Origin of the sequence: Advenella sp. FME57 (genome assembly GCF_014897675.1) — a bacterium.
Lineage (GTDB): Bacteria > Pseudomonadota > Gammaproteobacteria > Burkholderiales > Burkholderiaceae_B > Advenella.
The window spans coordinates 71,859-86,988 of sequence record NZ_JABUXU010000011.1 but is presented as its reverse complement, the minus strand read 5'-3'; the positions used below and the strand labels follow the sequence as shown (position 1 = coordinate 86,988).

Here is a 15,130-nt window from a genome sequence, read left to right as displayed (position 1 = left end):
GTTTACTGACTGTTATGGTTTGCTTTTATGAATTGAGCATTTGTCAAAAAATCCCATTCCGGCTGCCTCATGTAAGATTGAATTGGCTGCTGTCTCGTACAATCAACTCGCATGGGATTAATTTTTGAATTGGCTCTATTTCGTACTTTGGCCGGGATAATAGATCCAGTACGGTCCTGGCTGTCTGTTGCCCTATGTAGTACCGTTGTGGCTTGAGTGTCGTGAGGGCAGGACGCAGGTGTGGTGAGACCGATGCGTTCCCGAAAGAAGCCATTGCACAATCACGAGGTAAAGTCAGAGCAACCGCTGGGGCATGCAAAATCGCGCCGGCCCCCATATTGTCATTGGCAAAAACCAATGCCTGAGGGCGTGTGTCGACTGGCTCTTTTGAAAAGGCTTCAATCCTGGCCACGCCTGCATCAAAATCGTCCTGCTCGGGCATTATCAGAATGTCTGCCGCGATGCCGGCTGCCTGGACCTCTCGGGTGAAGCCTTCAATGCGCTGCTTTGCCCGAAAGTCTTCAGGCCTGTTAGGCAGGACGAACTGAATGCGTCTGGCACCTTGATCCAGAAAATGCCTGGCAAGTATTGCACCCGCTTCAGCTTGTGGATACCCAATTTGATGATATGGGCGAGTCGAATCCATTCCCCAAGCCTCGACAACTGGTATCTTCAGTTTTCGAAGCATCGCTTCAGTTGCCGGTGTGTGATCTTCTCTGGTCAATATCAACGCAGTAGGATGCCAACCAATGAATGTGCGGATGGCTTTTTCCTCTAGCTCCTGAGAGAACTCGACATTAGCCAACAATAATTGCAGGCCAGACGCTTGAAGTTCATCCGTCATTCCCTTTACCAGATCAGCGAAAGTGATGCTTCCTATATTTTGCATGGCCGCGCATACCACACGCCCGTGCCCGGAAGCCAGTCCGCTTGCTACCTGGCTGGGAACATAGCCAAGATGTTCGATAATTTCCTTGAGGCGTTCGCGCACGCCGGCGGAGACTAGATTTGGAGCGTTAAAGTACCGCGAGACAGTCGTGGAGGACACGCCAGCTAATGCTGCCACATCGTGGATCGTGTGAGAACCAGCCTTGCGGCGGGTGACTTGTACTGTTTTAGTAGCGGTCATGACCTACACCCATGTCCAATGCGGAATAATTTGTCGGAAATTGCTACGTATGTTACCGGTAACAGTTACCGGTGCCATCCTGTAAAACCCTTAGTTCCATGTTATTTTTTTGACGTAATTTTCCCGCTCGCGCGAACCCATCCGCTCTTGTTGGTTCTATTACCAATAAGTAAAATCACATCAGCATTCTTGACAAATTCATCCTTGTTTTTGGTCAGGCTATTATTTTTTTAGGGCTTTAGCGAAAACATCCAGTGACAATGGGTCGCTCTCGACTTCTGAGCCCTTACCCATACTTGTCGTCGTAACTGGCAAATGAGCCGACTCCTACAATTGAGCCAAAGCGTCAAGGGCTACTTCTGACCGTTCGACAGCAAGGTATGCCTCCCATTAATGAGCGGAGTATTCTCACATCTTGGCGACAATTTTTCCCACTTCTGCCAACACCGCCTTGTGTACTGAGCTGTTCACTTTGTCATTTGTGTAATACGCAGCCACTAATAACGGCGCCCGGTCGGGTGGAGTGATCATGGCGATGTCATTGCGAGTATCGCTGGCGGCTCCCGTTTTGTCACCAATACGCCAATTTGCGGGCAGGCCTGCTTTCAATGTCTGGGCGCCGGTCTGGTTCATCTCAAACAAGCGCACAAGCCGTGTGCGAGACTCTGCGGACAATACACGGCCTAGCACTATTTTTTTCATATTTTCGAGCATTGACTGGGCCGTGGTTGTATCCTCATCGCCATGTTGGATACCATTGAGTGGCTCAATATGGTCCAGGCGTGTTTTCGTGTCGCCAAGACTACGGGCATATTTGGTAACTGCGGCGGGGCCACCGAGTGTGGTCAGCAACAGGTTGGCAGCGGTGTTATCGCTCATGATCATCGTGGCTTCGCACAGTTCCAGTATGCTCATGCCTGGTTGGCCCACGTTCAGGCCTGTTACTGGAGCCCACTGAAGAATCGCCGATTTATCAAATGTGATCCGTCGCTCCAGCAACTCTTTCCCGTTATCCACGCGCTTTAATACTGCTGCCGTTAACAGCAACTTGAACGTACTGCAGATCAGGAAGCGTTCGTCGCCACGATGCTCAATCCGATTGCCATTCGCTGTATCAAAAATTGCCACGCCCAGTCGGCCACCGTAATCGTGTTCCAATGCAGTTAACAGAACTGCTGTCTTTTTGTTAGTTTGCGCAAAAGATAAGGCTGGTTGCAATAAATAAGCGGTTGCGCCATATATCGTGCCTGTCAGTAAACGTCTGCGATTCATAAATGTATCTCAATTGAGGAGGGAGAAAGCCGCTGAATAATTTCAATGATCCTATTCTCTTTCGATGACTACTAGGTTAAAGCTCGCCAAAAAACTTAATCAAAGCATTATTGACGCAATCCGGTCTTTCCTGCTGTAACCAGTGCCCAGCACCCGGGATCACCTGAGAATCGCGCAGATTTGGCACAAGCTGAGGCATGGCGTCGATAATTCCCTGCATACCAGGGATTGCTAGCCCTGTGTCTCGTTCACCTACAAGATAAAGGGCCGGAACCTGAACGAGTAAACCCTCGAAGGCGGCTTGCACTTCCCAATTTCGATCAAGATTCCGATAATAATTTAGCCCCCCGCGAAAACCAGAAATACTGAATGCCTGCACAAATTTTTCCAGATCACCGGAAGCAAGCCATGTAGGCATCGCGGGCGGATCGCTCAATGGATCAAGCATCCCTCCATTTCGCGGCATAAGCCCGAAAGGATTAGGCGTATCCTGGTCACGAGCGCCGATGTCGCCGGATGCGGAAAAATAAATTTTGCGCAGTGTGGCACCAACGTCGCGTTCAAGCTCCCTCTCGGCTAACCCGGGTATAGAAAAATAATGAGTGTAGAACCACGCTCGGTCGGACTGCGGAAAAAGCCTGCTCGGCGCCATCGGTGCCCTGCCCATCATCGGTACCCCGAGTGCAGCGACAGCTCGAAAAATGTCTGGTCGAAGCAACGCCGCTTGCCAGGCAATGGTAGCCCCCCAATCGTTCCCCACAACAATGGCATCGCGTTCTCCCAGGGCATCAATCAGCGTCACCAAGTCACTTACGATATCCAAAGACGTATACTGTCCAATCGCAGATGGACATTCGCTAGCCCCATAACCGCGTAAATCCGGAGCGATGGCATGGTAGCCTGCGTCAGCTAATGCCGAAAGTTGATGCCTCCACGCATGTGAGGTCTCAGGAAAGCCGTGGCAGAGAATAACCAGGGGGCCGTCACCCTGTTCCGCGACGTGCAGACGAATTCCGTTAGCGCTAATAAATGTTTGACGATATGTGCTCATGGTTGCTCCGGCCAAAGTGTGATATTTACACAACTATCAAAATAGCGTAACATAAAAAGTTGCACATTCCTAGACTCCAATTTATGCAGCGTGATACTCGACTGGCTCGACTTCTACACATCCTGATACACATGCGTCTTCGCGGTGGCTCAACCACCTCAGACACGATTGCGCAAATGCTTGATACAAACCCGGTGGTAGTGCGCAGAACCATGGCTGCGCTTCGTGAATCTGGCTATGTAAAGTCCACAGGCGGCCCGGGCGGCGGCTGGGCGCTCGCGTGTGACCTCAATGAGCTTACAGTGAGAGATGTCTACGATGCCATTGGACATACTGCGCCATTTGTGTTTGGTCCGGCGCACGACAAACCCTCTTGCCCCGTAGAAGCTTCAGTGAATCGACACATTGACGAGGTCCTGAGTTCCGTAGAAAATACGCTGCTTCAATTGCTAGACGAAAAACTGCTTTCAGACATTTCGAACGACCTGACAGAACCAACGCCGCGCAATCGAGAAAAGTGAATCTCACTGATTGGCTCGTAACACGCTCGGCAGCGCGGTTACCGCAGCGCGACAAATCCCAGCTGAAAACGGCGACGTCTTGCTCGTGACCGCCCAAGAGGCGTTTTCCGGTACATTCACGTGGGTATCCGCAGTAAGCGCAGCGCTAGCTATCATTGGATCGCTTCTCAGCTTCTTGGCGACTCGGAGGCAGAAGTCTGGCCTAGGTGCCCTCAACTAAGATTTAAATTTGCACTTGCATGCCCTTCGATCAGACGAAGTAGAGTCTGAACGAGGGACATGCAACCACGGCAATTTAACTAGGCGATAAGGGACGGCGATTAGAGCGATACAATCGAACTCAAAATTGGACGTGGAAGCGAAAATCCGTAATCTTATCGTCGCTTTGCTCAGCTCAGTGACATAAAAACTGATATCGGACAAAATGCTGTTCTTCTAAGCCCTATTTCTACTCTGTATCCGTCCCTTCTACGAGCGTTGCGTTGTATTGAGCGCCCAAAAACCGGTGCTGTGCTGCTTTTTGGTAGGCATCGCTGTAGTACCACTCCTTTGCTGCAGCCATATTGCCAAATTTAAGGATTACGGTACCTTCTGTTTGCGCACCTTCAAGTGTTTCCTGTTTCCCATAGGCCACAAGAAAATCAACCAGCGTCTCTTTGAAAGTGTCGCCAACCTCTTGTGAATATTGTGCCAGACTGGCCTTGTTTGTCGTGATTACTCGCTGAAAGACGATGTAAGCGCTCATTTTTTTACCTTATTAATAATCGTTCGTTGAAAATTGTGTGCGTCTTCAGGGCAGAGGTTGCAAAATTGACACTTCGGGGGATCCGTTCAAAAGCGGTGTCAGCACATTCAGGAAACGTTGCGATTCCGGCAGTTTCTCGAAGGTACTAAATGCATCTTTATTTCGAAAACTTTCAAATGCGATGTAGACATTGGGGTCGGGCGTTGCAAGCACTCGAAAGTCAACAACCTCGGCACGTTGACGACTTGCCGCGACACGATCCTTAATGATCCGCAAGAAGTCAGCGCGGCTTTGCGGCCGAACAGGAAGCTTCACGAGCAAGCCGTAGCTGGCTGCATCAAGAGCGGTCGAGACATTGTCCGGAGACTGGGCGCCAGCGGTGGACGGCAGGACCATGGGCGCAGCGACGACGAGCGACAGTGCACATAAGCGCGTTTTTTTCATGTGTTTATCCATGCAGATGGATGCAGACTATTTATCTATAAATAGCCTGCATTTTTTGTAAAATTCGCCTCGTTATAGAAAACCGGCGTTACGCAGCGCCTCCTCGGCAGCCTCGTGGTCGTGGACAGAGGTGCCGCCGGAGATACCGATACCGCCCACAAGGCGCTCATCATCAATGATGGGCACGCCACCACCCACAGGTGTCATGCGCGGATGATGGGCCAGCCCAGCCACGGTGGGGTCTGCCATGTACTGGTTCCATTGATGCGTGGTCATGCCAAACGAGGCTGCCGTCCAGGCCTTGTCAGTGGCAACACCGACGGTGAGAAAAGGAGCCGTATCTGCGCGCTCAAAAGCACGCAGGTGACCTCCTGCATCGGTGATGGCGATGGTCGCAGCGAATCCCCGCGCTGCACAGGCGCGGCGCGCTTCGGCCAGCAATGCCTGTGCAGCTTCCAGGCTGATCGTTGCCGTGTCGATAACTTTCTGTGTCATATGCGTGCTTCTTTTCCAATCAGGTTCAGGCGTTGGCAATCACAACTTTGCCGATCATGTTTCCGGCCTCGACCAGAGCATGTGCGTGTCTCAGGCTCGCCGCACTGATGCCGTCGATACGCTGGGTCAGGGTGTGCTTGATGTCTCCCCGATCAACCAGTTCGGCCACTCGGCGCAGCAAGGCATGTTGGCGACTGATGGTGCCGGTGGTGAACATGGCTCGGGTGAACATCAGCTCCCAGTGGATTGAAATGGACTTGCCTTTGAATGGTCCGATATCCAGATCCACCGGGTCGTCGATGAGCGCGAACTGGCCCTCGGGACGCAACACGGCGGCGATCTGCGGAACATAGACGGCGCTTTGATTGAGCCCAACGACATGAGTGACCTGCTGGATGCCGAGCTCGGCCAATTGCGGCGCCCACGGCTGGCGGTGATCAATCACGTGATGCGCGCCATGTTCTAGAACCCACTGACGGGTCTCTGCCCGCGACGCTGTGCCGATAACGGTCATGCCCGTTAAGGTGCGTGCCAATTGGGTCAGGATGGAGCCTACGCCGCCTGCCGCGCCGATGATCAGCAGGATGTTGTTGTCGGTCGGATCGGCCGCCTGAACACGCAGACGGTCAAACAACAATTCCCAGGCCGTGATGGCCGTCAGCGGCAGCGATGCGGCTTCGGCGAAATCCAGTGAGATTGGCATCGGCCCGACGATGCGCTCGTCCACAGCCTGCAGTTCGCTATTGCTGCCCGGTCGCGTAATGTCGCCGGCATACCACACGCGGTCACCTTGCTTGAAGCGGGTCGCCAGCGGTCCTGTGGCACGGACGATGCCTGCGGCGTCCCAGCCAAGGATACGAGATCCACTCGCAGGAATATCGCCCCCGAGCCGGACCTTGGTATCAACCGGGTTGACCGATACCGCTTTGACTTCGACCAGCAGGTCATAGTCACGTAGTTCGGGGGTGGGCACCTCAATGTCTTGCAGGGCCTGCGGGTTGCTGATTGGATGATTTTGAGAAAAGCCTATTGCCTTCATGAGAAAACTCCTTTGATAATCGGAAGAGAACGAGACCCCGTAAGGCCATTAGCTTTCGGGGATGGAAGAGCTTCATGTTATTCTTCTTCAATTTGCAGATAAACCCGCTGAAAACCAAAACACTTTCTGTGATTCAATGAAAATCATTCGACTTGATGACGTTCAGATCTTTGTGCGCACAGCAGACGCCGGCAGTTTCTCGGAAGCGGCACGCCAGCTGAACATCGCGCCCGGGCAAGCGAGCGCTTGTGTGCAAAGGCTCGAGAAGGCCCTGGATACCCGCTTGCTCTCGCGCTCCACGCGCAGCATGCAACTATCGGAGGCTGGAGAGCGCTATTTGCCGCATGCGCGGCTGATGGTGGACGCGCGGGAGCAAGGCGACCTGGCCTTGGCTGACGGTCGATCGGCACTGACCGGCCCGCTGCGGCTATCGGTCCCCTCCGACTTCGGACGCAACCTCCTGTTGCCGTGGCTGGACGACTTCCAGCACCAGCATCCAGGCCTGTCGCTGCACCTGAAGATAAGCGACCGCGCCGCCGACCTCATCCGCCAGCCGCTAGATGCCGTCGTACGCTATGGCACGCTGCCCGATTCATCGCTTCTGGCCCTGGTTCTGGCCGGTAACAACCGGCGTGCGTTGTGCGCCGCACCAGCGTACATCGAACGGCACGGCGCGCCAACCAAGCCCGACGACCTGCAGCAGCACAACTGCCTTCGGTACGTATGGAGCGAACAAGTGCATGAACGCTGGCGCTTTACCCTGCCCGGCGGTGAGCGTACCGTAGCGATTACGGGCAACCGGATGAGCGACGATGCCGATGCCGTGCGCCGCTGGGCCATTGCTGGTGAAGGCCTGGTCTACAAATCGAGACTGGATCTCATCGACGATCTAAAGGCCGGGCGGCTGGTGGAGTTGTTTGCACCAGCGCATTGCGAGCCTGCGCCGTTGAACCTGATCTGTGCCCACCGCTCGCGGCTGACGCCCGCGATCAACGAATTACATCGTTTCCTGAGGGAACGTTGTGATACCTTGCTGGCTAGCCATCCACCGCGAGACGACATTGGCTGAATTGAGCAGGCGGCACGAGGTACGCCCGATGTAGAACACCATGGATGAAGCGCAGATACAAGTTATTGAAATCGACAACTAGCGCAACGTCATAAAGCTTGACTCCATGGTTATTTCTCAGCGCTTGTCTTCGGCACAAAATACGGCTAAGCAACGCTAAGTAAACTGATAAAGCACATTCAGTATTACGCTATTGCCAACAATCAAAATTGAGCATCACTATATGAATTCAGATGCCCGCATACCATTCGTAACCGCGGTCCTCCCAGTAGCCGCCCCGCCCTCCCCACAGTGTGTCGAACGCGGAGACCACCTCAATGCGCATCAAGTATTTAGCATGCTTATAACCAAGTTGCCGTTCGACCCGAAGTCGCAAAGGGGCGCCGTGCGCTACCGGCAGAGGCTTGCCATTCATGCCATAGGCAAGAATGGTCTGAGGGTGATACGCATCCATAAGATCGATGCTCTCGTAGTAGCGCCCGCTGCCGTCGAACGTGACTTCCAGCTCGTCTGCGCAATGGAATACCACATAGCGCGCACCCGGCTTCAGCTGCGCCAGATCAAGGACCCGCCCAAGGGGAACGCCCTGCCATTGTCCGATCGCACTCCATCCCTCGACACAATCGTGTCGGGTGATTTGCGTGCGCGCCGGCAGGCGCTTCAATTGTTCAAGCGACAGGCTAAGCGGCCGGTTTACCAGGCCGTCTACCTGCAGGCGCCAATCGACAAAGCCCTCTTCAAGCAGACGCGCGTACTCCTCCGAATCGGGCAATTGTGTGCCATTGGCGCGAAACACCGGCGAAAGATCGGACGCACTATATTCTTGCGCCAGTGTCTTTCGGTCCAGCAACAGTCGCTGGCTGCCCATGGTCAGTTGCTCGGTCTGGCGTAACACGTGTCCAAAACCGGCGCTTTGCGTCAGGCGATCACATCCTGCCATCATGGAGACGCCAACGCCGGACAATAGACCGGTCAGAATCCGGCGGCGAGAGAACCTCTGCGTCATTTTGTATCTCCTGAATGATCAATAACATAACGCCCGCTCATCATCGAGCGAAGGTTATTCCAGAAACCCGATAGAACAACCATCAGTACGTGAACCACGACAAACAGGACAAGCGAGGACGCAGTCAGAAAATGCAGTGTGCGCGCAGAGGGGCGCCCGCCAAACAGATCAGGCAGGAATGGAAAAACCGCGTTTAAACCGGGCGACATCGTCAGTCCTGTCAGAACCATCAGCGGCAGCAATACCAATGCCACCAGCAGATAGGTCATCTTCTGCAGACTGTTGTAGCGCCGCGCGTGCTCGCCTTTGGCGAAACGAAGGCGAGCATGGTCTACCACTTCTCGCCATACGTGCCGCCATCCCAGTTGGTCCCGGTTCGGCAACAGATCCCGGCGAATATGTCCTCGCCATAATCCGTGTGCCAGGTACACAAAGCCATTGATGAGCAGCAACCACGCGAAGAGGAAGTGCCAATTTCTGCCCGCCCCCAGGTCGTGGTAGGAGGGAATCGTGAGCCAAGAAGGAAATGCTTTTTCTGTGACCGCATCGCCTTCACGGGAGACGCCAAGAATACCGGTCGTCTCGATGCTCAGCGGGCCAATCTGAAAAAATCCTTTCAGCCTGTCGCCATGCTGTTCGGATCCAATGGCAATAAATGCCTGGTCCGAATCAGCACCATATTCCCCCCAATACAGCCTGGGGTGTGCATTGAAAATTTGTAGCCCGCTCATTAGCAGGACAGAAAAGCACAGCACATTTACCCAATGGGTCATACGGACGACCCCCGAATGCCGCCGCACAGACTGGCGGGAACCTGCTGGTGCATGTGATGCTGGCAGGCATTTCAATTTAGGCTTATCCATATGAACACTCGTCCCCCATTACATAGGAGGGACGACGCCATCTTTACCCACGATCAGTTGGCCGGTTGACAGGGTACCGTCTGCACCCTTCTGGGCAGGGATGAAAACGACGGTGCCGGGTTTGACATCATCGTGCGTTGCTGGCGCAAGCGTAACAACCGGGGTACCATCAGGAACAGAAATTTTCTTTTCTTTGCCATGATAGTTAAGCGTGACAACACTACCATCCACTGATTTGACCGAATCGCCTACCGTGGCGTTGGTCATCGTGCTGTTAGGTTTCAAGTCCCAACTGTAACTGCCCTCTCCCCTACCTTTGAGCGCAGGCGGGAAAATCAAGACTTCCAGGGCGCCATCACCGCCTGCAGACTTGGGAAGCGATGCGATCCCGACAAAATCACCGGACTTGATATCGCTGAAACTGGCTTTTTTTACTGCGGAGGCCATCCAGCCGTCCTTGAGCTTGACATCGATAGCCTGGCCATCACGCGATTTCACTTGCAACTGATCACCCGCCAGCGCGACGACGGTGCCTCGCACGCGAACCCCCTGTTCAGCCGCACTGGCGGCAGAGGCGGCGGTCAAACCGCCGGTCGCAAGTACTGCCGTTGTCAGGCCGGTTGCGAAAAAATGGCGAAGTCGTAAAACAGACATGGTAAATCTCCTTGGCGATAGAAATATCGCACTGTAAATAAAGGGCGCATGAGCTAAGAAAAGTACCGAAAGCTGCGCCTTAAAAGCTCTCAATAATAAATAGCGAAAACGGTGTCTGACTAAGCGGGACCGGTGCCCCTGTGCTGCGTGCGCGTCCACCAGCTCTGCAACGCGAATCCCACGACAAAGAGCATGGTCCAGGCAGCCAATGTGCCGCGCACCGCCGGGGAATCAGGTCCCGCTGCCAGGGGATGCGCGACAGGCAGACGTGTCAGGGTTTCATTGATTCCTGGCACCATCAGCAGAAAGAAACTGAATGTGAGACCAAACTGGGATAGATAGGGCCGCAAGCGTCCCAGAAAAGACACCCGCGGCACGTATAGCGCGCCGCCTGTGGCCAAAAGCGCCAGGATGCCCAGCGCATGACCGACGTTAAAGCCACCGGTGCTCGATAGCCCAAACGACGTCAACACTGCCAGCACCAGGCCGATGAGATAAATCTTGCCAGCAGGCACTGTGTTGTCAATTTTGCGGTAGCGGGCAAAGCTGTAGACGCCGGCTATGAGCGGAATGAGGCTGATAATTGTATGGCCTGCGCCTAAGGCGGAAATAGGATGAGGCATGAAATGAACACTCCTTGAAAATATTGCTTGGGCCTGGTCGGCTTAATACCAACGATGCCAGCCCGATAAATAAACAGATGAGCCTGTCAGGCTGCGCGCCGATTTACTTTTGGATCAATCAACTAATAACAATTGACTAATAAACAATTGATAAATAACAACCAACTAGTTGATAGGTTACATAGATAAAAAATTATGCACTCATCTCTTCACAATACAGACAGATCAGTTCGATGCGGTCAGCTGCCTGATCGCCGTTCGTGAAATTGCCTCGAATGCCTCGGGACTATTCAAGGCCCGTGCCGTTAACATCGCGCCGTGTACGACAGACATAAAGGTTTGCGCCTCAACAAAAGCGCTATCACGCAAATGAAACTTTCCCTGTGCCACGCCTGTCTCCAGCACGGCTTGCAGCCAGGCGGTCAGGTCTTCAAAATACCGCTGAACCTCGCTGGCAACCTCTTGTGGGAGCATGGGCAATTCTGCGCCCAGCATGGCGCAGATGCAAATAGGCAATTGACCGTCACGAATACAACCGGCCCAGTAATCTGTGTAGGCCTTCAGGCGCCCCGGCGCATCACTGATGTGCTGATCAAGTGCAGCCAGCCCTTCCCGCGACTGTTCGCGGTGCCGCACGACAACGGCATGCACCAGATCTGCCTTGCTCGGGAAATGATGATGGATGCTGGCTTTACCGATATGCACCCGCTCGGAGATATCGGCATAGCTAAACCCGTTGTAGCCGCCTGCGGCGATCAACTGCTTCGTGTGCTCGGCAATTTCAGTTGCCCTGGGGGAAAGTTCTACACTCATAATGAATTCTATTAAGTTGGCGTCCAGACATATACTGACTGCAAGACACTAAAATCGTTTCTCAGCGATGACGTTAAAGCCATTCTACTAGTTGGTTGGTTTCATGTCAAGTGTGCTGCCAGTCAATTGGAAGCCAGCCTTGCCCGGCGTTGGCCAGGTCATTCTCGCCCCCGGCTTCAAAGCTCAACGGCGCGCACGCGCACCGGTGTGACGGCGGCGCAACGTGGAACGTCCGCGATCTCCGCAGGCTCTTCCAGAGTAGCGAAGGCTGCTTCGATCGCTGCTTCGTCGCGAACGATACATTCACAAGGGGCGCTCTGATACCCAAGGGACAATGCGAAAACGCCGGCTCAAGCAATCGCTTAAGCCGGCTGCGGTGAGCAGGCAACAGGGGGAAGTTACGCGTCAGCCGTGGCGAGCGCAGGATAGTCGATGTAACCCTTGGCACCGCCACCATATAGCGTGGCCTGATTCAGGTCCGCCAGTGGAGCGCCCGTTTTCAGGCGTTCGACCAGATCAGGGTTGGCGATGAATGGACGGCCGAAGGCAAACAGATCGGCTTTGCCCTCTTCGAGCCGGGCGTTCGCCAGTTCCAGATCGTAGCCGTTGTTAGCGATGTAGGTGTGCCTGAACTGTCGGCGCAAAGCGTCGAAGTCGAACGGCGCCACGTCGCGCGCGCCTCCCGTCGCCCCTTCGACGACGTGCAAATACACCAATCCCAGCGCGTCGAGCTGTGCCACGAGGTAGTCGAACTGCGCCTGCGGATCGCTGCTGGAAATGCCATTGGCTGGCGAGATCGGGGAGATGCGAATGCCGGTGCGCTCGGCGCCGACTTCCTTGACCACGGCCGCCGCAACCTCCAGGGCCAAACGCGCGCGATTGTCGACGGCGCCGCCGTAGGCGTCGTCACGCACATTGGAACCGTCCTTGAGGAACTGATCCAGCAGATAGCCATTGGCGGCATGAATCTCTACGCCGTCAAAGCCGGCGGCAATCGCGTTGCCCGCAGCCTTGCGGAAGTCCTCAACAATACCCGGCAGTTCGTCCAGACTCAGCGCACGCGGTTCAGAGACAGGCAAGAATTCGTTGTTCACGAAGGTCTTTGTCTCTGCGCGAATGGCAGAAGGCGCGACCGGCGCAGCGCCGCTCTCCTGAAGTGCCACGTGCGATATCCGTCCAACGTGCCACAGCTGCAGGAAGATGCGCCCGCCCTTGGCATGAACCGCATCAGTGACCTGCCGCCAGCCGTCAATCTGCGCCTGTGTGTAAATACCAGGGGTGTCCTGATATCCCTGGCCCTGCTGCGAGATTTGGGTGGCTTCGGCGATCAGCAAGCCGGCCGAAGCACGCTGGCTATAATAGGTGGGGGCCAGTTCGCTGGGCACGAATCCCGCCCGCGCGCGGTTACGTGTCAGCGGTGCCAGCACGATGCGGTTTGAGAGTGTCAGCGAGCCCAGCGCATAGGGCTCGAACAACGATTTCTGAGTCATGTTTTCGATTTTCCAATTGGGTTGATGGATTTCTTAAATGTCTGGAGGCCTTGGTAATGTTGTCTGCCAGGTATTCAATCTCGTTGCGGTGTGTACCGTCGTGCCAGCCGATGGGTGGTGCTCAACGTCTAGGCATCAGGAGAATACCAAGGTGATTTATGATGATACCCATAATCTATTTTGTCAAATCTTTGGTTATAACTCAAATGTATGTAGGAATCAAAACAGCACCCTAGATCCAGGGAAAATCGAGCCCTTCCAGGTTGTCGTTGAAAGAGACTTAAAAGTATTAGGGATATCAAGCGCAAGTATGTCGCTGATATTCAGTCACCCGCTTTGAGCAGGATAGAAACAGACCACCGCCTTGCCCTGGGCATGATTCTAATAGCGTGAGATTTTTCGGAGCGCGCTGTCGAAGTTTCAGAAAATAAGTATTAAATTTTATTAAAAATAAATTGGTTATAAGACAATAGATTTCTTATATTGATATTCTATTTTTCCATAAATGACAGCTTACAAATTTTGGTCCTCATCAATCGAGATTGGACAAAGTGCCATCCGCCAAGGGCCTATCCCACGTACTCGAGCCACCACGCTACTAGCATACTAACTTTATCGCTTTTTCTTTTCCTCGCTCAGTCTGGCTGAAAAGCCGTTATTCTCAAGCGCCCGAGCGGCGCTTTCCAAAACGGACAAAAGCGGATACTCGATTTCCTGTTCCAAATTCTCAATAGTATTGAAAGTCACTTTCCAGTGCTGTTCCAACTTCTTTAGTAATGCCCTACCTTTTGGCGTCAAATCCACAGCGCTCTTACGCCCATCCTCCAATGCATGTCTCGTTATTAGACCGTCCTTCTCCATCAATCCAACTGATTGACTAATAGCCCCTTGCGTTAAATAAGTGCTAGCGGTGATGTCGGAGATAGTCTCAGCCCCTACGCTTAAGGCTCTCATTACCGGAGTATATCTAGCTCGATAGGCTACATTCATTGCGCGGTAATGATCTTCCGCTCCCTCATCGACGAGCTCCACAAGGTATCGGAGCAGCTCTCCCAAGCCAGGTTTTACTTTTAAATTCATAAAAAATATTGTACATTAGCGCTAATGTATTTGTCCAATAGATGTTCTCAACTCAACTTTTACTATGACCAAAACCCCGTTCAAAGATCATTTCTCTACCGGTTCTGACAATTACGCTGCACACAGACCGACCTACCCACCTGAGCTGGTCAGTGAACTAGCAAAAATATGCCCAGGAACACGGCTTGCACTCGATTGTGGATGTGGAACAGGACAACTCTCTGTACTACTGGCTGAAAAATTTACGCAGGTTATTGCTACTGATGCTAGCACTGCACAAATCCAAAAAGCGCAGGCTAAGAAAGGGGTTACTTACCGTGCTGCGCCTGCAGAAGAAAGCGGTTTACCCGATAGCTCGGTTGATCTCATTACCGTTGCGCAGGCTGCTCATTGGCTTGACTTAGACAAGTTCTACCAAGAAGTCCAGCGTATTGCCGTACCAGATGCCGGCATTGCTCTTATTTCTTATGGTGTGCTACATGTTGACGGCGACGTCGACGAGATTGTTCAAAATTTCTATTATGAAGTTATCGGCCCATATTGGCCTGCTGAAAGAAGACATGTAGAGGAAGGATATCGCAATCTTCCCTTCCCTTTCCCTAAAAGAATGCTGCCAGAACTGGCCATTACTGTGTACTGGACCGTTGACGATCTAATTGGTTATGTGTCAACTTGGTCCGCAGTGAAACTCGCACAAAAGAGCTTGACCTCAAATCCAGTAACCGCTTTTGAAAGAGAGTTGCGCGAAAGATGGGAAAGCCAGGAGCAAAGAAGGCGAGTTTCCTGGCCTTTGTCTCTGCTAGTTGGTAATGTTCCTGCTAATGCTAACAGTTAAA

Annotated in this window: 17 protein-coding genes; 3 read left to right on the top strand and 14 right to left on the bottom strand. The window is 53.3% G+C overall.

Annotated elements, in window-relative coordinates:
- Nucleotides 1–67: 67 nt before the first annotated feature.
- From INT32_RS13955 to INT32_RS13945, 3 genes are all read right to left on the bottom strand, one after another.
- On the bottom strand, nt 68–1,129 hold the full coding sequence (locus INT32_RS13955) for a LacI family DNA-binding transcriptional regulator (protein ID WP_193089342.1): 1,062 nt from the start codon (nt 1,127–1,129) through the stop codon (nt 68–70).
- Between the two features lie 408 nt (nt 1,130–1,537).
- On the bottom strand, nt 1,538–2,401 hold the full coding sequence (gene bla / locus INT32_RS13950) for a class A beta-lactamase (RefSeq protein ID WP_193089341.1): 864 nt from the start codon (nt 2,399–2,401) through the stop codon (nt 1,538–1,540).
- A 76-nt stretch (nt 2,402–2,477) separates the two neighbouring features.
- Nucleotides 2,478–3,452 (bottom strand): alpha/beta fold hydrolase, encoded by a 975-nt coding sequence (locus tag INT32_RS13945; RefSeq protein ID WP_193089340.1) that lies wholly within the window; start codon nt 3,450–3,452, stop codon nt 2,478–2,480.
- A gap of 83 nt (nt 3,453–3,535) precedes the next feature.
- On the opposite strand from INT32_RS13945, the gene INT32_RS13940 reads away from it, so the two are divergent.
- The gene (locus INT32_RS13940; RefSeq protein ID WP_193089339.1) at nt 3,536–3,973 is read left to right on the top strand and encodes an Rrf2 family transcriptional regulator; all 438 of its coding nucleotides are present in this window, start codon (nt 3,536–3,538) and stop codon (nt 3,971–3,973) included.
- A gap of 448 nt (nt 3,974–4,421) precedes the next feature.
- Here INT32_RS13940 and INT32_RS13935 read toward each other — a convergent pair whose 3' ends face one another.
- The 4 genes from INT32_RS13935 to INT32_RS13920 all read right to left on the bottom strand — a co-directional run bounded on the left by INT32_RS13935 (nt 4,422) and on the right by INT32_RS13920 (nt 6,696).
- A complete protein-coding gene (locus INT32_RS13935) occupies nt 4,422–4,718 on the bottom strand; it encodes a DUF1330 domain-containing protein (protein WP_193089338.1) in 297 nt (98 codons plus the stop codon).
- Nucleotides 4,719–4,763: 45 nt separating this feature from the next.
- Nucleotides 4,764–5,162: a putative quinol monooxygenase gene (locus INT32_RS13930; protein WP_193089337.1), complete on the bottom strand. Its 399-nt coding sequence runs from the start codon at nt 5,160–5,162 to the stop codon at nt 4,764–4,766.
- A gap of 72 nt (nt 5,163–5,234) precedes the next feature.
- Nucleotides 5,235–5,657: a heme-binding protein gene (locus tag INT32_RS13925; protein WP_193089336.1), complete on the bottom strand. Its 423-nt coding sequence runs from the start codon at nt 5,655–5,657 to the stop codon at nt 5,235–5,237.
- A gap of 25 nt (nt 5,658–5,682) precedes the next feature.
- Entirely contained in the window at nt 5,683–6,696 is a 1,014-nt protein-coding gene (locus INT32_RS13920) for a zinc-binding alcohol dehydrogenase family protein (RefSeq protein WP_193089335.1), read from the bottom strand.
- A 142-nt stretch (nt 6,697–6,838) separates the two neighbouring features.
- Here INT32_RS13920 and INT32_RS13915 point away from each other — a divergent pair, with 142 nt between their 5' ends.
- Nucleotides 6,839–7,765, top strand: coding sequence for a LysR family transcriptional regulator (locus INT32_RS13915; RefSeq protein ID WP_193089437.1), 927 nt, complete (start codon nt 6,839–6,841; stop codon nt 7,763–7,765).
- 229 nt (nt 7,766–7,994) lie between these two features.
- On the opposite strand, the gene INT32_RS13910 is transcribed toward INT32_RS13915, so the two are convergent.
- The 7 genes from INT32_RS13910 to INT32_RS13880 form a co-directional block, all read right to left on the bottom strand.
- Complete coding sequence (locus INT32_RS13910; RefSeq protein ID WP_193089334.1) at nt 7,995–8,771, bottom strand: molybdopterin-binding protein; 777 nt, start codon at nt 8,769–8,771, stop codon at nt 7,995–7,997.
- A complete protein-coding gene (locus INT32_RS13905; RefSeq protein WP_193089333.1) occupies nt 8,768–9,634 on the bottom strand; it encodes a cytochrome b/b6 domain-containing protein in 867 nt (288 codons plus the stop codon). Before INT32_RS13905 ends, INT32_RS13910 begins: the two co-directional genes overlap by 4 nt.
- Nucleotides 9,635–9,652: 18 nt before the next feature.
- Nucleotides 9,653–10,288, bottom strand: a complete 636-nt coding sequence (locus INT32_RS13900) for a hypothetical protein (RefSeq protein ID WP_193089332.1) — start codon at nt 10,286–10,288, stop codon at nt 9,653–9,655.
- 119 nt (nt 10,289–10,407) lie between these two features.
- Nucleotides 10,408–10,911, bottom strand: coding sequence for a hypothetical protein (locus INT32_RS13895; RefSeq protein ID WP_193089331.1), 504 nt, complete (start codon nt 10,909–10,911; stop codon nt 10,408–10,410).
- 225 nt (nt 10,912–11,136) lie between these two features.
- Entirely contained in the window at nt 11,137–11,724 is a 588-nt protein-coding gene (locus INT32_RS13890; RefSeq protein WP_193089330.1) for a TetR/AcrR family transcriptional regulator, read from the bottom strand.
- Between the two features lie 398 nt (nt 11,725–12,122).
- Nucleotides 12,123–13,214, bottom strand: a complete 1,092-nt coding sequence (locus INT32_RS13885; protein WP_193089329.1) for an alkene reductase — start codon at nt 13,212–13,214, stop codon at nt 12,123–12,125.
- Between the two features lie 612 nt (nt 13,215–13,826).
- A complete protein-coding gene (locus INT32_RS13880) occupies nt 13,827–14,294 on the bottom strand; it encodes a MarR family winged helix-turn-helix transcriptional regulator (protein ID WP_193089328.1) in 468 nt (155 codons plus the stop codon).
- Nucleotides 14,295–14,358: 64 nt separating this feature from the next.
- Between INT32_RS13880 and INT32_RS13875 the strand changes: the two genes are divergently transcribed.
- Nucleotides 14,359–15,129: a class I SAM-dependent methyltransferase gene (locus INT32_RS13875; RefSeq protein WP_193089327.1), complete on the top strand. Its 771-nt coding sequence runs from the start codon at nt 14,359–14,361 to the stop codon at nt 15,127–15,129.
- Nucleotide 15,130: the final 1 nt, after the last annotated feature.

Excerpts from the sequence above, each read along its gene's own strand:
- INT32_RS13880 (WP_193089328.1), bottom strand. The coding sequence starts at position 14,294 with ATGAATTTAAAAGTAAAACCTGGCTTGGGAGAGCTGCTCCGATACCTT.
- INT32_RS13955 (WP_193089342.1), bottom strand. The coding sequence starts at position 1,129 with ATGACCGCTACTAAAACAGTACAAGTCACCCGCCGCAAGGCTGGTTCT.
- INT32_RS13910 (WP_193089334.1), bottom strand. The coding sequence starts at position 8,771 with ATGACGCAGAGGTTCTCTCGCCGCCGGATTCTGACCGGTCTATTGTCC.
- INT32_RS13875 (WP_193089327.1), top strand. The coding sequence starts at position 14,359 with ATGACCAAAACCCCGTTCAAAGATCATTTCTCTACCGGTTCTGACAAT.
- INT32_RS13895 (WP_193089331.1), bottom strand. The coding sequence starts at position 10,911 with ATGCCTCATCCTATTTCCGCCTTAGGCGCAGGCCATACAATTATCAGC.
- INT32_RS13930 (WP_193089337.1), bottom strand. The coding sequence starts at position 5,162 with ATGAAAAAAACGCGCTTATGTGCACTGTCGCTCGTCGTCGCTGCGCCC.
- INT32_RS13940 (WP_193089339.1), top strand. The coding sequence starts at position 3,536 with ATGCAGCGTGATACTCGACTGGCTCGACTTCTACACATCCTGATACAC.
- INT32_RS13905 (WP_193089333.1), bottom strand. The coding sequence starts at position 9,634 with ATGGATAAGCCTAAATTGAAATGCCTGCCAGCATCACATGCACCAGCA.
- INT32_RS13945 (WP_193089340.1), bottom strand. The coding sequence starts at position 3,452 with ATGAGCACATATCGTCAAACATTTATTAGCGCTAACGGAATTCGTCTG.
- INT32_RS13885 (WP_193089329.1), bottom strand. The coding sequence starts at position 13,214 with ATGACTCAGAAATCGTTGTTCGAGCCCTATGCGCTGGGCTCGCTGACA.
- INT32_RS13920 (WP_193089335.1), bottom strand. The coding sequence starts at position 6,696 with ATGAAGGCAATAGGCTTTTCTCAAAATCATCCAATCAGCAACCCGCAG.
- INT32_RS13900 (WP_193089332.1), bottom strand. The coding sequence starts at position 10,288 with ATGTCTGTTTTACGACTTCGCCATTTTTTCGCAACCGGCCTGACAACG.
- bla (WP_193089341.1), bottom strand. The coding sequence starts at position 2,401 with ATGAATCGCAGACGTTTACTGACAGGCACGATATATGGCGCAACCGCT.
- INT32_RS13925 (WP_193089336.1), bottom strand. The coding sequence starts at position 5,657 with ATGACACAGAAAGTTATCGACACGGCAACGATCAGCCTGGAAGCTGCA.
- INT32_RS13935 (WP_193089338.1), bottom strand. The coding sequence starts at position 4,718 with ATGAGCGCTTACATCGTCTTTCAGCGAGTAATCACGACAAACAAGGCC.
- INT32_RS13890 (WP_193089330.1), bottom strand. The coding sequence starts at position 11,724 with ATGAGTGTAGAACTTTCCCCCAGGGCAACTGAAATTGCCGAGCACACG.